Source organism: Cellvibrio fibrivorans (assembly GCF_031457055.1).
In the GTDB taxonomy this organism is placed as follows: Bacteria; Pseudomonadota; Gammaproteobacteria; order Pseudomonadales; family Cellvibrionaceae; genus Cellvibrio; species Cellvibrio fibrivorans.
Map to the genome: position 1 here is coordinate 170,449 of NZ_JAVDVX010000004.1, position 21,089 is coordinate 191,537.

At 49.2% G+C, this 21,089-nt stretch carries 17 protein-coding genes; 9 read left to right on the forward strand and 8 right to left on the reverse strand.

What is annotated here, in order from left to right:
• Positions 1-96 precede the first annotated feature (96 nt).
• Together J2X05_RS12045 and J2X05_RS12050 are read right to left on the reverse strand one after the other, a co-directional pair.
• Positions 97-2,994, reverse strand: coding sequence for a TonB-dependent receptor (locus tag J2X05_RS12045; RefSeq protein ID WP_310072762.1), 2,898 nt, complete (start codon positions 2,992-2,994; stop codon positions 97-99).
• A gap of 336 nt (positions 2,995-3,330) precedes the next feature.
• Positions 3,331-4,365 (reverse strand): LacI family DNA-binding transcriptional regulator, encoded by a 1,035-nt coding sequence (locus J2X05_RS12050; protein WP_310072764.1) that lies wholly within the window; start codon positions 4,363-4,365, stop codon positions 3,331-3,333.
• 214 nt (positions 4,366-4,579) lie between these two features.
• Here J2X05_RS12050 and J2X05_RS12055 point away from each other — a divergent pair, with 214 nt between their 5' ends.
• The 5 genes from J2X05_RS12055 (at position 4,580) to J2X05_RS12075 (ending at position 11,508) form a co-directional block, all read left to right on the forward strand.
• A complete protein-coding gene (locus J2X05_RS12055) occupies positions 4,580-6,610 on the forward strand; it encodes a glycoside hydrolase family 97 protein (RefSeq protein ID WP_310072766.1) in 2,031 nt (676 codons plus the stop codon).
• A 286-nt stretch (positions 6,611-6,896) separates the two neighbouring features.
• Positions 6,897-7,502: a gluconate 2-dehydrogenase subunit 3 family protein gene (locus tag J2X05_RS12060; RefSeq protein ID WP_310072768.1), complete on the forward strand. Its 606-nt coding sequence runs from the start codon at positions 6,897-6,899 to the stop codon at positions 7,500-7,502.
• 63 nt (positions 7,503-7,565) lie between these two features.
• Complete coding sequence (locus J2X05_RS12065; protein WP_310072770.1) at positions 7,566-9,299, forward strand: GMC oxidoreductase; 1,734 nt, start codon at positions 7,566-7,568, stop codon at positions 9,297-9,299.
• Between the two features lie 180 nt (positions 9,300-9,479).
• Positions 9,480-10,358 carry a sugar phosphate isomerase/epimerase family protein gene (locus tag J2X05_RS12070; RefSeq protein ID WP_310072772.1) on the forward strand — a complete coding sequence of 293 codons (879 nt, stop codon included), beginning with the start codon at positions 9,480-9,482 and terminating at the stop codon, positions 10,356-10,358.
• Positions 10,359-10,437: 79 nt separating this feature from the next.
• A complete protein-coding gene (locus J2X05_RS12075) occupies positions 10,438-11,508 on the forward strand; it encodes an SGNH/GDSL hydrolase family protein (protein ID WP_310072773.1) in 1,071 nt (356 codons plus the stop codon).
• 70 nt (positions 11,509-11,578) lie between these two features.
• Here the strand turns inward: J2X05_RS12075 and J2X05_RS12080 are convergent, their stop codons facing one another.
• The 4 genes from J2X05_RS12080 to J2X05_RS12095 form a co-directional block, all read right to left on the reverse strand.
• The gene (locus J2X05_RS12080) at positions 11,579-13,792 is read right to left on the reverse strand and encodes a xanthine dehydrogenase family protein molybdopterin-binding subunit (RefSeq protein WP_310072774.1); all 2,214 of its coding nucleotides are present in this window, start codon (positions 13,790-13,792) and stop codon (positions 11,579-11,581) included.
• Entirely contained in the window at positions 13,792-14,256 is a 465-nt protein-coding gene (locus J2X05_RS12085) for a (2Fe-2S)-binding protein (RefSeq protein WP_310072775.1), read from the reverse strand. The genes J2X05_RS12080 and J2X05_RS12085 overlap by 1 nt, the downstream gene beginning before the upstream one ends.
• Positions 14,257-14,387: 131 nt before the next feature.
• Entirely contained in the window at positions 14,388-15,014 is a 627-nt protein-coding gene (locus J2X05_RS12090) for a nucleotidyltransferase family protein (protein WP_310072777.1), read from the reverse strand.
• Complete coding sequence (locus J2X05_RS12095; protein ID WP_310072779.1) at positions 15,011-16,117, reverse strand: XdhC family protein; 1,107 nt, start codon at positions 16,115-16,117, stop codon at positions 15,011-15,013. The genes J2X05_RS12090 and J2X05_RS12095 overlap by 4 nt, the downstream gene beginning before the upstream one ends.
• Before the next feature lie 200 nt (positions 16,118-16,317).
• Between J2X05_RS12095 and nudK the strand changes: the two genes are divergently transcribed.
• Entirely contained in the window at positions 16,318-16,899 is a 582-nt protein-coding gene (nudK, locus tag J2X05_RS12100; protein ID WP_310072780.1) for a GDP-mannose pyrophosphatase NudK, read from the forward strand.
• Positions 16,900-17,057: 158 nt separating this feature from the next.
• Here the strand turns inward: nudK and J2X05_RS12105 are convergent, their stop codons facing one another.
• Positions 17,058-17,936 (reverse strand): transporter substrate-binding domain-containing protein, encoded by an 879-nt coding sequence (locus J2X05_RS12105; RefSeq protein WP_310072782.1) that lies wholly within the window; start codon positions 17,934-17,936, stop codon positions 17,058-17,060.
• A gap of 208 nt (positions 17,937-18,144) precedes the next feature.
• On the opposite strand from J2X05_RS12105, the gene J2X05_RS12110 reads away from it, so the two are divergent.
• From J2X05_RS12110 to J2X05_RS12120, 3 genes are all read left to right on the forward strand, one after another.
• Entirely contained in the window at positions 18,145-19,293 is a 1,149-nt protein-coding gene (locus tag J2X05_RS12110; protein ID WP_310072783.1) for a diguanylate cyclase domain-containing protein, read from the forward strand.
• A gap of 176 nt (positions 19,294-19,469) precedes the next feature.
• A complete protein-coding gene (locus J2X05_RS12115; protein ID WP_310072785.1) occupies positions 19,470-19,736 on the forward strand; it encodes a hypothetical protein in 267 nt (88 codons plus the stop codon).
• 349 nt (positions 19,737-20,085) lie between these two features.
• A complete protein-coding gene (locus J2X05_RS12120; protein ID WP_310072786.1) occupies positions 20,086-20,400 on the forward strand; it encodes a peptidoglycan-binding domain-containing protein in 315 nt (104 codons plus the stop codon).
• Positions 20,401-20,505: 105 nt separating this feature from the next.
• Here J2X05_RS12120 and orn read toward each other — a convergent pair whose 3' ends face one another.
• Positions 20,506-21,051 carry an oligoribonuclease gene (orn, locus tag J2X05_RS12125; RefSeq protein ID WP_310072788.1) on the reverse strand — a complete coding sequence of 182 codons (546 nt, stop codon included), beginning with the start codon at positions 21,049-21,051 and terminating at the stop codon, positions 20,506-20,508.
• Positions 21,052-21,089: the final 38 nt, after the last annotated feature.

The following is a 21,089-nucleotide window of genomic DNA, read 5'->3' on the forward strand; positions in this document are numbered from 1 at the left end:
AGATAGCCGCTTTTATCGCAGCAGATCGCAATAGTCTCACCCATCAACAAAAAAGCCTCCCGGATTCCTCCGGAAGGCCTTTTTAATCATCGCGCTTTAAAACGAGTAGTTGGCGTTCAACATATAGGTTGGACCAAATTCGCGGCGCGCAGTGACTATGCCCTGATCGCCTACATCTTCTTCGTCTTCATCGGTCAGGTTGGTACCTTGCAATGACAGACGCAAGCCATGCAGCGACTCCCAATCGGAATCAGAGAAATCGTAGCTGATTTGGGCGTCAATCAGTTGCACACCCTTGCGATTGGCATTTTCAATTTTGTTACTGCCACCGCGCTGATAGGTTGCGAAATCACTCCGGTCCGTACCCGCGACACGCACTTCAAATCCACCGGTCGCATAGTAGATGGTTAGGGAGTGAACCTCATCCGACTGACCGGGAATGGCGGAACCATCATCCAGTTTGGCGTCAATGAGTGAGCTGGACGCAGCAAAACCGAAACCTTCCAGTGCATCGCTCACCAAGCCCAAGGGCACGTTAGCAGTCAGCTCCCAGCCATCCACAGTGCCTTTCAGACCATCTTCAAAGGACGATGAATAACCCATAAATTGGGCAGGAGCAACCACAGTACCCGCCGTCAGGAACACATCATTGGGGCCGTAGGTGCCATCGGTCTGCACGGTTTTGTTGTGGAACGCCGGTATGTAGTAGTTGGCTCCGCCGTTGGTTGCATCGTTAGAAAAATCGATAACCGTCTGACCTTCGCGCGTCCAGTTGACCAGATCTTTGTAGAAGTAGGTCAGGGAGATATAGCCATCATCCGCAAAGTATTTTTCATAGGCCAGATCGAAATTATTGGACTCTAACGGCCGCAAGCTGGGCGCCCCCTGGAACTTGGACCAGGGCGTGTCCGCGGTGTAATCCGTAGAAAGCAAAATATCGATGTTCTGATCGTACTTCACAAAACCGGAGGCTTTCATTTGGTCGATACGCGCGCGGCTAATCGTTTTGGACGCCCCAAAGCGCACAAATTGGGATTCAGCCACTTCCGCACTCAGGTTCAAGCTGGGCAGCACCTTGGTGTAGCTCGCCCCACCCTCGGCGGTGCGTGTTGGATCCACACTGAAGGTTTCATCCACCAGACCGGTGTAGCCGGTAGAAGCCTGGTCGGTATCCACTACCTGCACCCCGGCATTACCAACCAGATTGATTCCGCTCACTTCGGCATTGATATCCGCTTGCACGTAGAAGGTGGTCACTTCTTCAGTGACCACATAGGAATCACCCAAGCGATCCGGCTCAAGCTCGGCCGCTGAGGTTTGGTAGTAATAACCGTCTTTGTAAGGGGCATAGCCATCATAGGCAACCACTTTACCCAAGCCCGCCCAGCTCAGATCCGCAAGGCCGAAGCGATATTTCTCGGGAATAACTTCATCCACTTTTCCGGTGCCATTTCCGTAGGGATAGGTGGGCGAAGTGGCGAAGAAGCCATCGTTAATTTTGGATTTTTCACGATCACTGAAATAGGCGCCAAAAGTTACACCACTCAGGAAACTCGTATCCAATTCAACGGCAAGCTCGACCTTCACGGTAGTCAGGTCTTCGCTGAAACGCCCTGCATTGAGGAAGCCGTCCTGCGCGTTTTCGTAGGTATAAACACCACCACCGGCTGCCTTTTGCACGTTAGAGGCAAAGACATCGGCCTCGGCGGCCAAGGAGCCACCCCACCCTTGCGGGCCGGTCAGCTTGATACTGTTAAAGTCGCTGAAATCCATGCCCGAAATGCCGGTGAAGTAGACACCGCCCTGACTCATTTCAAAGTTGCGCGAGCCTAATTGCGCATTGGTCAGGGAGCCGGAGCGGCCCAGACCGGCATAGCTTTCGCCACGGGTATCGGTTTTGCTGGATTCACTGTCGGCAGCATCCAAATGGAATGACCAGATTTCGTTGAATTTGTACTTGAGGTTTACGCCCACCGTTTGCAAATCACCGAGGATTTCTTTGGGGTCGGTACGCAATACAGGGTTGGCATTGACCTGAACCCCGGTCGCATCAAATTCGCCCGAACCCGCTGTAATACTGCCGACCGAGAAGGGTTCGATAAATCCGCGAATCACACCGTAATCGCTGTAATCGATGTCCAGGGCATCAATTACTATGTCCAGGTCTTCATTGGGGCGGTACTGGAAAATCGCGGATACGGTATCGCGCTCCAGCACCGATGAAATCGCCATAATGTCCAGACCCGAAGGCACATAGCGGTCGCTGGCCGCATTTTTGTCATAACCCCAAACACCGTACTTGCGCTGGTTGGTAGGCGATTCAGTAGAGGCATAGGCCATCGCCAAACCTATAGTGTCATCGGCAAACTTTTGCGAAAAACCTATGGCGTAGCGATTGCCGTTGTCATCAAACTCAGGGTTATCCGAGCCCTGGGAATTCACTTCGTAAGACCCGTTCAGGGTAACCGTGGGCGCAGAGTCCAATGGGCGCGCCGTACGCAAATCCACGGTTCCGCCAATTCCGGTAGTGGTCAATTTGGCTTCGGAAGATTTGTAGATGACTGCACCAGACATAATTTCAGAGGGGTATAAATCGTATTCAGCACCGCGGTTATCGCCAATACCGAGCAGTTCGCGACCATTCAGGGTGGTGCCAACAAAATCCTCTTTAAAGCCGCGCACGGAGATACCGCTCACGCGCCCTCCTTTACGCTCACCCGCCAAACCGGGCAAACGTGCCAAAGATTCTGCGATCGATGAGTCTGGCAGCTTACCAATGTCCTCAGCCGCCAATGCCTCTGATATGGAGGCGTTTTCCATCTTCATTGACTGTGCACGCATCAAGCTTGCGCGGATACCGGTCACCATCACCTCTTCAACGTCCGAGGTGGTTTCATTGTCGGAATTTTGTGCATGGACCAGACCAGTGCTTCCGGCAGCCGTCGCCACGGCTAACGACAAAATCGCGGGCTTGAATATGGGGTTGTGTTTCATGTCTCTCTCCAGTTGTGCTTTTTTAGGCTGTAAGAAAATCTCTGCAACCGGTTGTAATTTAGAACACTCAGGGACGAAAGCCAAAAAAAGTTCCATTTTTTTTGCGCTCGCTACCAAAGGTTACATTTTAATCAAATACAGCCACTCAAAATTTGCTACCGACAGAAACAACCGGTTGCAATACGCGCCACTAAATAACATTGGTTACATTAGTTGTCATTTGAGAATAAATCGCATAGCAACTTAAGGCAGGTGTTGCACATGGAAAAAGAGGGGAAAGCAACGAAAAACGGCGCAGTAAAAACTGCGCCGTTTAGTATCCAGGAAGGGGGAAATCTAGCTCAGGGTACTATTGCGAACGATGATATCGGTGGGTAGGAATCCGGAATCCACCCGCTCACCATCAATCATTGCGAGCAACTTTTCCACCATTAACCGGCCACCCTGCTCCCGATCCTGACGGATAGTGGTAATCGAAGGGGTGTAAAAGCGGGCCAGGGAAATATCGTCATAACCAACTACCGCGACATCGGTCGGTACGCGGAGGCCATGCTCGGTAAGCGAGTTAATTGCCGCCATGGCTATGGCATCGCTCAAGCAAAACAATCCATCAAATTTGTGCCCGCTGGCGATGAGACGCTGCGCCGCCTCCCGGTGGCTGTCGCGACCAACCCCTAATGCCACTTCCAGCGCCGGGTTCGGGGCCAGACCAGTATTCATCAAGGTTTGGTGGTACCCCTCATAACGCAACCGGCCTTCGGGGGTCGACCAATCGCCGATAATGGCAATTTGCTGGCGGCCTATCTCGAGTAGATGACGAGTGGCCAACGCCCCGCCCAAGTGGTTATCGCCGCCCACAGTGCAGTAGCGCTGATCCGGCAACTTGGCTCCCCAGACCACTACCGGTGTATTGCCATCCGCAATGCGGTTTAGGTCCTCATGGCAATCCGCCTGACCGGCCACAATCAGGCCGTCGCAGTTGATCCTGCGCAAACCGTCGTGGCCGCTGGCTACCGCATGCAAGCTCAAGCCAGACAGGAGCATTTCGTGCCCTTGCTCAATCAGGCTAAAAGAGATGGAACCCAATAATTCCAGGAAAAATGGATCAGTAATTTGCCAGCGGGCTTCATCCGCCGAGGGAATAACAACGCCGATAGTGAGGGATTCTTTGAGCCGAAAATTGCGCGCCTGGGTATTCAGGCGATAGTTATGCTCCTTGGCCAGCGCCTGAATTTTCTCGCGGGTCTCCAAATTGACCAGCTCACTGTTTTGCAATGCACGCGAAACAGTTGACTTGGAGACCCCCGCCATTTTCGCCAGATCCACCATTTTCAACGCGGTTTTTTTTATCGTTGTAGTTTCTTTTTTCATCGCCAGCCACTCGTTGAGCAATTCAGCGGAAACCTGCCGCTACACCAAATTGGCATCATAGTTTGTTTTCCGGGCAATCACCATACAACCGGTTGTAAATCGGACCAAAAACCAATCTCAAGCACTTGCCCCAACTTAATAACACTGGTTTAATTAGTGGCAAAAACCGCTCGTTTTACTTTACGGCAACTGCGATGCAGTGCAAGAGGCTCCGATGAAACACCTGTATTCCAACCTTGTTATGGGGCTGGCCCTGATCCTTTTGATCTTGCCTGGCCAGGCGGACACTACTCAAAGCTACCTGTTGCGGTCACCCGATAACTCCCTTGATGTGCAGCTGGAGGTGCGCCCGGAGGGGGTGTTCTACAGCCTAAACTACCAACACAGATCGGTAGTAAAGCCCTCTCGCCTGGGGCTCAAGCTTAAAGGGCAAGAACCTCTGGCTGGCGCACTCAAGGTCGATAAACACAGCGAGCAGGAGGTAAACCAGCAATGGCAGCAACCCTGGGGAGAACAACAGACCATCAGCGAGCACTATCGTGAGCTTCGTCTGGAACTTAGCGAAACCAGCGCCAAGCCCCGGCGATTATATCTGGTGATGCGCGCGTTTAACGATGGTATTGGCCTGCGCTACGAGCTACCTGATCAGCCGCACCTGAAGAATTTCGTGATCGAGGACGAGCTGACTGAGTTCGTATTGGCCGAAAACAGCCACACCTGGTGGCTTCCCGCCTATCGCAACTGGGGCCCGGAATATCAATACCTCAAATCGGCACTCAGTTCGGTCGATGTGGCCTTCACCCCAATTACTCTGGAGGCGCGCCACTACGCGCTGGCGATTCACGAGGCGGCGCTGGTCAACTACGCGAGCATGACCCTGCGCCTGCAGGGGGATAACAGCAAAACCCTGAAAGTGGATTTGGTACCCTGGCCTAACGGCGACAAGGTGCGCACCTCCACCCCCATGAAATCCCCCTGGCGCAGTATTCAAATCGCGCCCAAAGCCATAGATCTGCTGAACTCTCACCTAACGCTGAACCTGAATGAAGCGCCCACACCCGAGGCGCTAGCCAATACCGAGCGCTACCTGAAACCGGGAAAGTACATGGGCATCTGGTGGGAAATGCACATAGGGGAAAAGGACTGGAGCCCGGGCCCCAAACAGGGCGCCACCACAGCGCGGGCCAAACAATATATCGACTTCGCCGCGCAACACGACATTAGTGGCCTGTTAATCGAAGGCTGGAATAAAGGATGGGAAGGTGAATGGTGGCAGCGCCCGCCGACATTTATCTTTGATCAACCCGTAGACGGGCTGAATTTGGAAGAGGTAGTGCGCTACGGCAAAGAAAAAGGCGTAGCCATCATCGGTCACCACGAAACTGCGGCGGGCGTTACCTATTACGAGCAGCAAATGGAGTCAGCCTTTGGTTACTACCAAAAGCTTGGCATTCACAGCGTAAAAATGGGCTACGTGGGTAAGCGTATCGACGGTGACCAGTGGCACCACGGCCAATACATGGTGAACCATTTCCAGCGACTGGTGGATACCGCCGCGCGCCATCAGGTGATGGTTAACGCCCATGAAACCGTCACCGATACTGGCCTGCGCCGTACCTATCCCAACTTGATGACCCGGGAGTGCGTGCGCGGTATGGAGTACAACGGCGGTAGCCCTGACAGCGGCAACCTGCCCGATCACACCACCATCATTCCCTTTACTCGCGGCCTCTCCGGCCCCATTGATTTCACCCCCGGAATCTTCAATTTCGACTACCAAAAATATCGCCCCAATAACCGGGTTCCGTCGACGCTCGCCAACCAGCTGGCGCTCTACGTGGTGATCTACAGCCCATTGCAAATGGTGGCAGACTTGCCGGAAAACTATGCAGGACATCCCGCCTTTCAATTTATCGACGATGTGCCCACTGACTGGCGCGAGAGCCGGGCCTTGCAGGGCGAGATAGGTGAATATCTGGTGGTCGCCCGACAAGATAAAAACAGCGCCGACTGGTACCTGGGCGCTATCACTAACCAAAAAGCGCGCGCGCTCAGCGTAAAACTCGATTTTCTCCAGCCCGATGCTGACTATGAGGCACAGATCTATCGCGACGGCAAAGATGCAGATTGGGAAACCAATCCTGAGTCCTACGAGATTGTCCGCCTGCGCGTGAATGTGAAGACTCAACTCCAACTGGATTTAAAGCCAGGCGGAGGTACCGCTATACGGCTAAAAAAACGCTAGTCGATTAGCGGACAGAATTACTTTCTTTATGCCTAATTTTTCGGGTTAGATTGCACTTGTGAGCAAAGCCTTCTAACCCGTGCAAATAAGCAGAAAATTCGCGTAAAAAGCATCTGCAATCGATTACATATTTACAAATATTGACCCCTCTTAACCGGATCAGCAACTAGACTTCAAAGCACATCTCCCAGCAGGGAAAGCCATACACCCACCCAGGAGAGAACGGGTGAAGCAACCGCCAAGGCCGCGCACAACCCCAAAACAATACAATAAGCACGAGGCTTACATGACCCTACCCGCTCTACCGAATGGCGCAACCGGTGTTTCGCGCCGCGACGCTATTAAACAACTTGCACTCGCCTGTGGCCTGGTACTCTCGGCTAATTCACTCTCAGCGCTGGCCGCTTTTACACCACCAACGGATTTAACGCGCAGCAAAAAGACCCTGCTTAACACCGACCAATTAGCACTGGTGCGCGAACTGGGTGAAATCATTATCCCCACTACTGACACTCCCGGCGCCATCGCCGCTGGCGTACACGATTTTATCAATCACTTTGCCGTTTATTGCGCGAGCAAAGAAGAACAGCAAGGGCTGCTAGCGGGATTGAAACGCATCGATGATTCCGCACAAACGCGCTTCAGCAAACCGTTTATCAGCGCGAACAAAACACAGCAAATCGAACTACTCACCAACATGGAAAAGGCAGCCGATGGTTTCACGGCCGATGACCGCACCTTCTTCAAACAATTAAAAGCGCTGGTGACCTTCGGTTACTACACCTCGGAAATTGGGGCAACGCAAGAATTGGCTTACCTCGCCATCCCCGGCGGCTATAAGGGTAATGTTAAATTCAAAGAAACGGGCAAAGCCTGGGCGCTCCCGTATTAACAGGAATTGCCCCTGATCACCTTTAACCTCGTTGCCCCGTTAATTTCTTAAGAAGTCATCTCCATGGATAAAAATATTTACATCATCAAAAGCACCGAAATTTTTGATGCAATAGTTGTCGGCTCTGGTATTTCCGGTGGCTGGGCCGCTAAAGAACTCACTGAAAAAGGGCTGAAAACATTAATGGTCGAACGCGGCCGCCCGGTAGAACACCGCAAAGATTATGTCGGCGAAGGTGTTAAAGCCTGGCAAATGCCTTTTCGCGGCAAAGTCGAAAAAGCGATTGTCGATGAACAGCATTACGTGCAACAAAAATGCTACGCCTTTAACGATGCCACCAAACATTTTTTTGGCAACGACAAAGACTATCCCTACAGCACGCCCAAAGATAAACCCTTCGATTGGATTCGCGGCAATCAATTAGGTGGAAAATCTCTCTTGTGGCATCGTCAATCCTATCGCTGGAGTGAACATGACTTTACTGCCAACGCGCGCGATGGCCACGGCGTAGACTGGCCGATTCGCTACAAGGATATTGAGAAGTGGTATGACCACGTAGAAATCCATGCGGGCATTAGCGGTTCAGCCGAAAATCTGGAGATATTGCCCGACAGTAAATTTTTACCGCCGTTTGAAATGAACGCGGTCGAAAAAGAAATGAAAGCGCGCATCGAAAAGAAATGGAAAACGCGCAAACTCATTATGGGTCGCACTGCACATTTATCAGTGCCAGCCCCACACCACACCGCACAGGGGCGCATCCAATGCCAGACGCGCAATGAATGCCAAAAAGGCTGTTCCTTCGGCGCCTATTTTTCTACCCAAAGTTCAACCTTGCCATCGGCATTGGCCACCAATAATTTAACTATCGCGACTAACAGTGTTGTGCACAGTGTTATTTACGACCCCAAAACCAATCGCGCAACCGGCGTGCGGGTGATTGATGCAGACACGCTGGAGACGCGCGAATATTTTGCCAAAGTGATTTTCCTGTGCGCATCTACCCTCGGCACAACACAAATCATGCTGAACTCAAAAAGCGAAAGTTTCCCTACCGGTATCGCCAATTCATCCGGCGCACTTGGCCATTATTTGATGGACCATTTGTACGGCGCGGGTGCATCCGGACGCGTGGAAGGTTTTGAAGAAGAATATTATTCCGGCCGTCGCCCCACCGGTTTGGTGATGCCGCGTTTTACCAACTACAGCGAAATGAATCCCAAGTTCCTGCGCGGCTACCAGATCACCGGCAGTGCTATGCGTCAAGGCTGGGACACATTTAGTCAGCAAGACGGTTTTGGTGCAGACTACAAAAAAGCAATCCGCAGTGCAGGCAGTTGGATATTCAATCTGGGCGGCTCAGGCGAAATGCTACCGCGCTATGAAAATCAGGTTTCCCTGCATCCGACGTTGAAAGATAAATGGGGCATTCCACAATTACATATTGAGTGCGACCTGTCAGAAAACGATTGGAAAATGTTTGAAGATATCGCCGACACCTGTGCTGAAATTCTGGAAGGCATTGGAGTGAAAGATATAACGAAAAAAATCGATGCGAAAAAAGATTGGCACCCCGGCCTTGCCATTCATGAAATGGGTACAGCGCGTATGGGTAAAGATCCCAAAACCTCGGTACTCAACGGCTGGAATCAGGCACATGATGTACCTAACTTATTTGTCACCGATGGTTCTTCCATGGCATCCTGCGCTTCGCAAAATCCATCACTGACTTATATGGCGCTCACTGCGCGCGCCGCTGATTATGCAGTGCAGCAATTGAAGCTCGGAAAGATTTAGGAAAATCCTGAAAAATATACTTTCGTCATACCCGCGAACGCGGGTATCCATAAAATCAACATTCTGGATTCCAGCTTTCGCAGGAATGACGAGTTCCTAGTAAAAAAGCACCACCACAAGTACGACGACTACAGCACTATAAAACACATAACCCGTTCGTTATAAAAAAAGGAAACCACTATGAAGCTATCCAAAACAATAATGGCCAACGCAATAAAAGCCATCACTATGGCCGCGATTGCGAGTATCAGTGTAGCGACTTTCGCCGCCGATATTGCGCCCACCTCACCACAGTTGAGCGTGCAGCTCTGGTCAATTAAAGATGATGTCGCCAAAGATTTTGAAGGCACATTGAAAAAACTCAAAGCCATGGGCTTTAACGGTGTGGAATTCGCTGGCAACTTCGGCGCTTATGAAAAAGATCCAAAAGGCTTGAAAGCCTTTTTGGAAAAAACCGGATTGAAAGCCTCAGGCGCACACGTACATTTTGATAAATTGTCGCCCGAAAATTTTGATGCAACGGTTGCCTTCTACAAAGCGATCGATTGCAAATATTTAATTATCCCAATGGACAAACGCGCATTTACCCCAGAAGGTGCCAAAGAAGTTGCCGCCGAACTGGAAGTGATCCAGAAAAAATTAGCGCCCCATGGCATGCACACCGGCTACCACAATCACAAACCAGAAATGCTCGGCGACATGGGTAAAACACCTTGGGATGTGATCGGCAAAGGCACATCGCACGGCGTAATTCTGCAGCAAGATGTGGGTTGGACAGAAGTGGCGGGCAAAAATCCAGTGGATTTTGTTAAGGCTTACCCTGGTCGCACTATTACCACTCACTACAAAGCAGCCGCGCCAGATGAAGGCAATAAAGAAAACCCGATCCTCGGTAAAGACACCACTGACTGGAAGGCATTGCTTGAAGCCAATAAAACCGTCGGTGGCACACTCTGGTTGGTGGTGGAGCAAGAAGTCTATCCAGAAGGTATGACGCCAATGCAAAGCGTAGAAGCGTCACTGAAAGGCTTGCAAAAAATTATCGCCGATACCAAATAATTTTGCCTTTTATTTTATTAAAACGCCGCCATGCGGCGTTTTCTATTTTAGAAACCACAATAAAAAAAGTGGAGCAAACATGAACCTGACACGTTTTTCTATCGCATTAGTTAGCCTTTCTTGGATTAGCCTGAGCGCACACAGCGCCGAACTGCAGCAATTGCCCACCCATACCAGCAGCCGCGTATTGGTGACCAGTGACGAGGCAGGAAATAAAGCCTATGAATATTCATGGCCTGCCATCTATTTTGAAACTGCTTTTAACGGCGATTCACTAACGATAAAATTTGATGATGACCAAAACAATTTTCACCTGATTATTGATAGCCAAACACCGATCGCAATCAAAAAGCCCGGCAAACAGGATTATGTTGTACCTAACTTAACCCCCGGCAAACATCAAGTAAGGCTGGAAAAAATCAGCGAGACGCAATCATCCACTGGTCGCTTCCTCGGGTTCTACAGCGACGACAAAGCCGCAAAACTTCCAGAGCGCAAACGCCAAATTGAATTTATCGGCGATTCATTTACTGTGGGTTACGGCAACACATCCAGCAGCCGTGAATGTACCAATGAAGAACTGTTCAATACCACCAACTCGCAACTCGCTTTCGGCCCACTGACCGCAAAACATTTTAATGCGGACTATCAAATAAATGCCTCGTCGGGCTTTGGCATAGTGCGCAATTACAATGGCCACTCGCCCGATAAAAACCTGATTGGCCTGTATCCATTTACATTGCACAATAACCATTATATTTACGCAAGCAATTGGCAGCCGCAGGTGATCGTCATAGGTTTGGGCACCAATGATTTCTCTACCAAACTCAATGACGGAGAACGCTGGAAAACACGTGAGGAATTGCAGCAGGATTATGTGAAAAAATATACGCAGCTGGTTAAAACGCTGCACACGAAAAATCCGAAAGCGCATTTTATTTTGATGGCATCAGACAAGATGGAAGGAGAATTGGCTGCGCAGGTGGGCAACGTAGTCGCCACGCTTAAAGCTGATGGTTTAAAGAAAGTGGATTCAATTATTTTCAGTGGATTGGATTATCAAGGCTGCCACTGGCACCCCTCGGCAAAAGACGACAAGCTACTCGCTGATTTGTTGATTGATTACTTGAGCAAAAACAAAGCTTGGTAGTTGTGTAAGCAAAAAATAAAAAACGCCGCGAGCAAAACCAGCGGCGTTTTTATTTACCCGGTTAAAAGAATTACACTTTATTTCCCAACGGTAATTTCGTCAGCGGTTTCCCTGTGGCGGCAAACAATGCATTCGCCACCGCACCAGCAATTGGTGGTAACCCAGGCTCACCGACGCCCGATGGCATTTCAGCTGAAGGAACTATGTGTACTTCCACTTTCGGCATTGCATCAATACTCAGCAGCGGATAATTATGAAAGTTGGATTGCTCCACTACACCTTTTTTGAGGGTAATGGCTTCGCCCAGTGCTGCGCTTAAGCCCATGCCGATACCGCCCTCCATTTGCGCGCGGATCACATCGGGGTTTACGGCAACACCGCAATCCACTGCGCAGACAACACGCTCGACTTTAAAACTACCATCGTCTTTCACACGCACTTCGGCAACTTGCGCAACCCAAGTACCAAAGGATTTGTGCACCGCAATACCACGCGCTACACCTTCGGGTAATGAATTTCCCCAAGCACTTTTTTCCGCCGCGAGATTTAATACACCCAATGCGCGCGGTGTATCGGCAAGTAACTTTCGGCGAAAAACAACCGGGTCCTTATTTGCTGCCTTAGCGAGCTGATCAATAAAAGTCTCAACAACAAACGCATTGCCCGAGTGCCCCACAGAACGCCACCAGAGCGTGGAAACTTTAATGGGAATCTCGGTGGCCTGCACTTGCAGATTGGGAATTGTGTAATGCATGTCCTCAATACCTTCTGCAACTGTGCCGTCCACCTCACCCTGGATAAATCCTTCAAAGGGTGTGCCGCGCAAAATTGCTTGCGCAACAGCATGATGCTGCCAGGCAACAACCTTACCCCGGGACGAAACTGCCCCGCGGATATGATGAACCGCCATCGGTCTGTAGCGCGCGTTGAGGATTTCATCTTCGCGCGTCCACAGCATTTTTACGGCGCGCCCCGGAATTTGTTTTGCGATATTTGCCGCATCCACCACATAGTCACTCGGGCAGGCGCGACGACCAAAACTACCACCAGCATAGAGGGTATTAATTTTTACATGCTCGGGTTTAATGCCCGTAGCCGCCGCCACTTGCTGTTGATCTATCGTGGGCATTTGGCAGGCGAACCAGAGTTCACAGCTATTCTTTTCCACTTTAACAACACAGTTAATCGGTTCTATCGCCGCGTGAGTAACATAGGGCAATTCGTATTTTGCCTCTATGACCTGTTTTGCTTTGGCCAAGGCTGCAATGGCATCCCCCGCATTTTTTACACTGATACCCGTTTTACTCGCTGCATCATGACAGGCTTTAAATAATTCATCGCTGCTACGGGTTTCACAGGCCGATAAATCCCATTCAATTTTTAACAACTCACGCGCTTTTTTTGCCGCCCAAAAATTCTCGGCCACCACCGCAACACCACGCGGAAACTCCACTACGGCAACCACTCCGGGCGATGCTTTGGCTTTTGCTGCATTGACTTTTTTAACCTTGCCAAACACTTGCGGTGGATAAGCAACTAATGCAGTCAGCATACCGGGCAGTTGGATATCCTGTGTATAGATTGCTTTACCGCTGGTTTTTTCATTACTGTCTTTGCGCGGAATGGTTTTGCCAATTAATTGAAAATCTTTTGGATCTTTTACTGCAGGTTTTTGTGGTACAGGCAAGAGTGATGCTTTCGCAGCGAAAGCGCCGAAGTTACTGCTGCGCGTGCCGTGGGAAATGATTCCATTACTCACACGAATTTCTTCCGCAGGTACTTTCCACTCTGCGGCGGCGGCGGCAACTAACATGGCACGCGCGGCCGCGCCCGCCTCACGCAATTGCATCCAGGAGTTGGCGATTGATGATGAACCGCCAGTACCCTGTGTTGGCCCCCAAAATAAATTGTTGTAGCGGTGATTATCTGCAGGTGCAAATTCCCACTGCATTTGCTCCCAACTTGCATCCAACTCTTCTGCAACCAATGAGGTTAAACCAGTACTCACGCCCTGCCCCATATCCAGATGTTTTACTACCATGGTGACTTTGCTGTCGGGGGTAATTTTTAAAAAGGCATTAAATACCGGAGCATCCGCTGCTGTTGTCGATGCAGCCGCTATTGATTTATCTGCCGCTGCAACTGATGCACTGCCAATAAGAAAACCGCTGCCAAGTAATAATCCACCACCGGCACTTACTGCTTGTAAAAAAGTGCGGCGCGATAGAGCTGAAGATCTAGAATTTTGTTGCGCTTGGATAGTTTGCCGTTTGAGGAAGTTCATCAGGCTTTACCTCCCAATTTGTCAGCGGCTTGATGGATCGCACCGCGGATTCGGTGATAGGTTGCGCAGCGGCAAAGATTACCACTCATAGCAGTATCGATATCTGCATCGGTGGGGTTTTTATTGGTCTGCAATAGCGCAGTAGCCGACATGATTTGTCCTGACTGGCAATAACCGCATTGCACCACATCCAGCTCGCGCCATGCTTGCTGCACCGCTTGAAACGCGGGTGAATTTATGCCCTCGATGGTTTCAATTTTTGCACCCTCTGCAGCGGAAATGGGCAAGCTGCAGGAGCGTACCGGGCTGCCATTCATGTGCACTGTGCAAGCTCCACAAAGCGCCATGCCGCACCCTAGTTTGGTGCCGGTCATGTGCAATTTGTCGCGCAGCACCCAGAGCAGAGGCGTACTCGGATCCATATCCAATTTGCGTTTTTTACCATTAATCGTAAGCGAAATCATGGGTAACTCCTTTGCAATAAATTCAGTCGGCAAGCAACGGTTACATTTAGCTGCGCTGATCGGCGGCTCCTACTTTCGCTGGAATGACGATCAATTCAAAAACATCTTGAATAATTACTAAATGGTTTTCGTTAAATCGCTTTTTTCAAATAGGTAGTGAGATCGGCTGGTGTATCTATATCAAACTCAGCAGAGGGCATAGCAACAGGAACAATTTGCTTGGTACAACCCAACAGCAAATTTTTTGCACCGCGATCGCCACGACACTCATACAACCGCGCTTTAAAGCGCGCCGGAAAAATCGCGGGAACGCCCAAGGTATTGGCAAAACTCGCGCAAGCTATCTTGTCCGGGTTTTTACACCAGGTGCGATATAAGTTGCGCAAATCCTGCGCGCTGATTAACGGCTGGTCACTCAACAATACCAATACCGGATTACTGTTTTGCAAATGTTTAATGCCAAATGCGAGCGAATTTCCCACGCCCAATTTCCACGCGGGAAATTCCAGCAATTCGATCGGGCGATCAGTAAATCTTTTTGATTTTGCCTCCAGCTCTGGCTGCGCTTGTAATAACTGGGGATAAAAGGCTCCACCTACAACAAAGATACGCTCGGGTTCAAGCGTGCGTGCAGTGGCGATACTGGTGGCCAGCAACGGTCGCCCCTGCCAATCCGCCAACTGTTTGCATCCGCCAAAACGGCTCGCGCTACCGGCCGCTAATATCAGGCAATCGATTGTTATCTTGTCAGCCATCATAAGGATGCCCTCATGTTCGATAAAATAATGGGCGCATCTGCTTCGCGGGAAACAATAGAATGCATCTGCATTTCGTCTTGAGCCATTTCACTTAAAGGCAACGCATTGCTACCAAAGACTTTTGCATGGCATTCAGCCAATACCGATAGCGCAATACTCTCAGGTAAATCTCCTCCCAGCGCCAAACCCATAGGCCCTGCGATAGCGTAACGCAATTGTGCTTCGTTCAGTCCTGCTGTCGCCAATACTTCTGCCTTACGTTTGGCAGGGCCGAGCAAACCTATGTACGGATTTACCAGCTCGCGCGTTTGTAGCGCCGCAACTGCCGCTGCATCCAATCGCAAATTGTGATGGGCAATCACGACGCCATCGATTTGGTGCAATAAATCGCTTGATAATTCCGCCACCGATTCATTCAGCGCAGTAATGCCTGCTGGAAAATTTTCGCGCTTACTGGAATTTAAACGCTGGTCGGCCAAAGTCACCCGCCACCCCATCACCAGCGCCAAATGGCACAGGGGAATAACATCCACACCACTGCCAAGGATTAATAAATGCGGCAGTGGATTAATTAAGGTGACAAGATTTTTTTCTTCACTGCCAGCGCTATCAAGCACTACTGGGGGGGATTGCAAACTACCGTGTTGACGCTGTGAAAATTTTCGCTGGCACGGCGTAAAACCGGCGTACGCCTGATCAAGTTGCAATGCATAATTGCACGCCTGATGCTGTTGCAAACAAGCGAGCACCGCAGGTAATTGGAGAAAATCATTGCGCGCATGGCAGGGGTGCAACAAAATTTCCGCTGCGCCACCGCAACCTATACCAAGGCGCCAGGCAATATTGCTGTCATCCGCCGCGTCGTAAACCACACGGCGCGACTTACCCAAAGCTACCACCTTGCGCGCTTGCAATAGCAAATCTGATTCTATACAGCCGCCGCTTAATAACCCTAACTGATGCCCCGCATCGCTGAGCAACATGAGCGCACCGGTTTTGCGATACACCGAACCGCGCGTATGAATCACTGCGCCCAAAACCCAATTGGCCTCATCTTTCAGCGGCAACCAGGAAGCGAGCAGATGGTAAAAATGATTGGACATAAACAGGCATCCGTATTGTTACAGTTATCGGACTACTGAGCCGACAGATAATCCCACCAGCGCGGTGATAATGAAAGCGGGATTAACAAAACTAAACAGCACTATGACAATTGGCATCCACAGAAGTTAACTTTGGGCATAATGAGTGGCTGCCATAAAACCATAATGCCACCTACAACAATCATCACCGGAAGCCCCTTATGACCGACAAAATCAGAAATATCAGCAAAACCCTTCTTTCAAATAATTGGTACACCTTGAACAAATATTCATTTGAATATCAAAAACCCAATGGCGACTGGGAACAGCAACATCGGGAAGCCTATGACCGGGGCAATGGCTCAACCATACTGCTTTACAACTCCTCCAAAGGCACTGTCATACTGACCCGCCAATTTCGGTTGCCCACCTATGTCAATGGCAATAGAGATGGCATGCTGATTGAAACCTGTGCCGGCTTATTGGATAAGGACAATGCAGAGGACTGCATCAGAAAAGAAGCCGAAGAAGAAACCGGGTACAAAATTAATCAGGTGAAAAAAATATTCCAAGCCTATATGTCGCCAGGTTCGGTGACAGAGATCCTATATTTTTTTATTGCCGAATACAGCGATGATATGAAAGTATCTGATGGGGGAGGATTGGAGCATGAACAAGAAAATATCCAGGTGCTGGAACTCGAGCTTAATGCCGCTTACCGCATGATTGAGTCAGGCGAAATCATGGATGGAAAAACAATTATGCTGCTGCAATATGCAAAATTACATAATCTGTGTTCATAAAATCCGCCAGCTAATGGCGCTCCCATGGATTGGATACCGTAGGATAGATAAATAATCAAAACCTTCATCAAGGTGAAGCCGGAGATTGATTCTACAGAGACAGAAAAAATATTTAGGCTGTAATGATTGGTGGTCACCGCACCATTTTGTAGACAAAATCAGAATTCGCGCAAGAGTGCGTGGTTGGGCGTTCCTAAACTACCGTCGTCATCGGGATTGGATAATTCAATCAGCGTCCGTTCGGATAAACGCAAGCGATGCAACCGCGCACCGAAATGCTCTTTGAAAATCGTATCCATTTTTCCACTTTCTTTTATATAGGTTAAACCCACCGTAAGCCGCTCTGCCAGTGCAGGATATTCCGGGCTAACATAAAAATAAACCGGCAAGGGCATATAGATCAGCAACGTTTGCTCGGGCACCAGATTCTCTACCCGTGCACCTTCAATTTCATAATGGTCATCAATTTCAATCACACTCAGTGGCACAAAAAAATAGCGTTTTCCTGCAAGCATTTTTAACAGCGATGTCATAGTGAGAGGCTCGGCCACTGAAAATCCATTGTGTTTGTACACATGCCCCTCCCAGCCCTTACCAAACCCCATGGGTAATTGGGCTAACTCGGAGAGGGTTTTAATACTGCGAAAACGCGACTGGTCTTCTTTGCGGATCAATAAAACACGGTAACCCATAAAACCATTGAGCACTGGCACTGGCACACGAATCAAACCCACGCGCGCGCCTTTTTGGGTAGGAAAACCAACCAGCCGATCCACATTCATTTTTTCGCCCGCCACCAATAATTCGTGTTTACGTTCGGAGCTTAGCGGCTCTTGGGTAAACACCAGTTGATAGGCGCCATGACTCGATTCAGTGGCATTAAGTGCAGCCGTAATCAGTGCGAGGTAATAATCCTCACTCACCAGATCAACATTATTGCCCAAGTATTTGACCTGCATGGGCTCCTCGGCCAATGCAGGGGGCATCAGCCAACAAAGAGCGTAAGTTAGCAAAAATACCGCTGTACGGACGTTCATAACGTCCTCCCCCTTTGTGGGTGTAGTTATTAATACTCACTATAAACAATGCTAGCAGTTGCTTATTACGGCGCCACAGTTTTTGTGGGCACTTGCTTTTTTTTGTCTTAAAAGAAAAGATTTCATGGCAGGAGGATATAAAACAACAAATGTCAGGCACATTATACTGACCACCTGAGTAGCGCTACTGTCTACACCTGGATTGAACATGTCACTCTTTGAAACAGTCAACATTATCGGCTACACGCTCTACTTCGGTTTTGCCGTGCTGCTGTTATGGCTTAGCCGTATTCCGCGCACCAATGCCGGGGCCGGTTGCTGGGGAGTTGCCATTTTTTTGGGATTTTGCGCGCGCCTGGCGCTGTCTTTTTCCGGCTCGCTCTTTACCATTAATGCCGCCGAACATCTCTATGCGTTTTTTATTAGCCTGGAAAAATGTTTTTTGTTGTTGGGCGCATTCCGCTTTTTTAGTTTGCCACACTACACCCGGCCTTATTTGATCCTTGTTGCGCTGATAATGCTATGGCTTACCAGCAGCTGGCTTGCCGAATTCAGCCGTCTGCTATTTTCTGTGGGGGTTGGACTATTCAATGCAGCAGCGCTGCTATTTTTTGCTGTTATCGCCTACCGTGAGCGCAACACCATTCCGCACAAAGTCATGCTTTGGGTCGCTATTATTTGCGCCTGTTTTGCACTGCACTGGCTTACTTATCCAGTATTGCGCTTTACCGATACTTGGCTCGCGCCCGGTTTCTTACTGGGCACAGCCATGGCGGTACTGCTGTATTTAAGTTTAATTTCGGCGGTGTTATTGCAATTTCAGAAACGTTTGCAAGATGCCGAAATTTACGCGCTCGATCTCGCTTATCACGACCCACTCACCGGGCTCAATAACAAACGTTACATGACCACACTGTTTGATCAGGCACTGATACTCGCCACCCGCCCACACCAAATGCTCGCCGTTATTTATATCGATCTGGATAATTTCAAACCCATCAACGATACCGCTGGCCATACAGTGGGCGATGAAGTGTTAAAAATTATTGCCAAGCGCTTGGTCGATAACACACGCAGTACCGATATTTGCGCGCGCATCGGTGGCGATGAGTTTGTCGTTATCGCAACACAATTGGAAAACGCTGAACACGCCAATCAAATTGCCAGTAAAATTTTGCAGCAATGCTGCAGCCCGGTCGAGATAGGGCACAGCAATTACCAACTGGGCGCCAGTATCGGTGTAAGTATTTATCCTACCCACAGCAACGACCTACACCAACTACTACAACTAGCCGACACAGCTATGTACGAAGTGAAGAAAAATGGCAAGAGCGGATTTCAGGTGCTGGGGAATTAAACAATTCAACTCTGCAATGCCCAGGCTTTTCCAGCCACTTGAGTGATAGTTAATGTCGCGTAATTCACCCCAGTGCAAGATTTAGTGATAATCTAGGACCGCTCAAACATTGACCGTAGGGCGCACCAAGCGCAGTTACCCGCCGCCTCAGCAGTAGGTGGCAAGGAGTAGTATCAATGCGTAGACCCATCCTGTTATTGATTATCATGGCAATCGCCTATTCACAAAGCGAACTCATGTCGCAAGACATCGTCAAAGGCGTGATGTTTCCCCTGTTATTTTCTGCCGCTTTATTGATATTGCTGATATGGCTTGTGCGTCGATTCCACAGTAATCGCAGAGGCGATGGTGGCTCGGGGGATTCAGGCGATGTTTTTCACTCCAGTGGAAAAAGCAGTGACAGGGATTTGGGAGATGGTGGAGGGGACGGCGGCGGAGAATAATGGCTCTAGAATAATAAATTTTTCAAAAAAAATCGTATAACGAATCAGCCTATTACAAAAAATTACGGTGATAGAACGAATTATGCATTTAAGAAAATGCAGCTCTAAAGACAGTAACTCCACATTGAACTCTAAATTTTACTTAATACTTATTGCCCACTAAATTTTGGTCTCATCACTCGCCCAAGACATCTCAATCTACATAAAATTATAATTGTTAGCAATTTAAAATCCTTTGAGACAATTGTCATCCAAATTAACCGACTAATGTGCGGTAACCGGCACTCATCGCGCAAAATTGAATGGTATTCTCCTTTTACAAATAAATTCTGAATGTGAAGGAGGCAACATGAAAATGGGGATAAGTGCATCTGTGGGAAGATGTGGAGTAAATAATCAGGAAGATGTTTTGTTCGTGCAATCAGCGTTAAATGCCTACGCAAAAAAACATGCGAGCAACACTTTTTTATTAAAAATCGATGGGATTTGTGGTGAAAAAACCACACAGGCGATATTTAATTTTCAGAAAAATCATGTGGGCATTGCTATTCCAAGCGCCAGAATCGACCCACAAGGGAGAACTTTGCATTATTTGACAGCGCATCAACCGCACCTTAATGCCTCGCGGTATCAAACGCAGATTAAAAAATCAGAAGCACGATAATTGCATGATTAATCTCTGACATTAGCGAACATGTCAATACAGTAAAAAATTACGCAAATAAAAAAAGGCGACTAAAAAGTCGCCTGCGTTTTACAAAATTTCTGCTTACTCCATCTTAAAAAACGTAGCCCGATAATGCTGCAGTTCCGCAATCGAGTCCTTAATATCATCCAACGCTAAATGTGCGCCGGATTTTTTCACGCCGGCGATTACATCCGGTCTCCAGCGGCGGGCTAATTCTTTTACGGTGCTTACGTCTAAATTGCGGTAGTGGAAATAATCTTCCAATTTGGGCATGCCGCGCACTAAAAAGCGGCGGTCCTGGCAGATGGAGTTGCCGCTAATGGGTGATTTGCCTTTGGGAACCCATTGCTCCAGGAATTTAATGGTTTCCGCTTCGGCTTGTTCAATGCTGACTTTGCTCTCGCGCACGCGCTGGGTGAGGCCGGATTTACCGTGTTGGTTGGTGTTCCATTCGTCCATATTTAACATGATGCTGTCAGGCTGATGGATGGCAAATACGGGGCCTTCGGCGAGGATGTTGAGGTCGGCATCGGTGACTATGGTGGCGATTTCGATAATCACGTCGGTATCCGGATTGAGGCCGGTCATTTCAAGATCGATCCAGATCAGGTTGTTTTCATTCAGCATGGGTTTTTCCTCGGTAAATAGGGCACAATTGCCCGCAG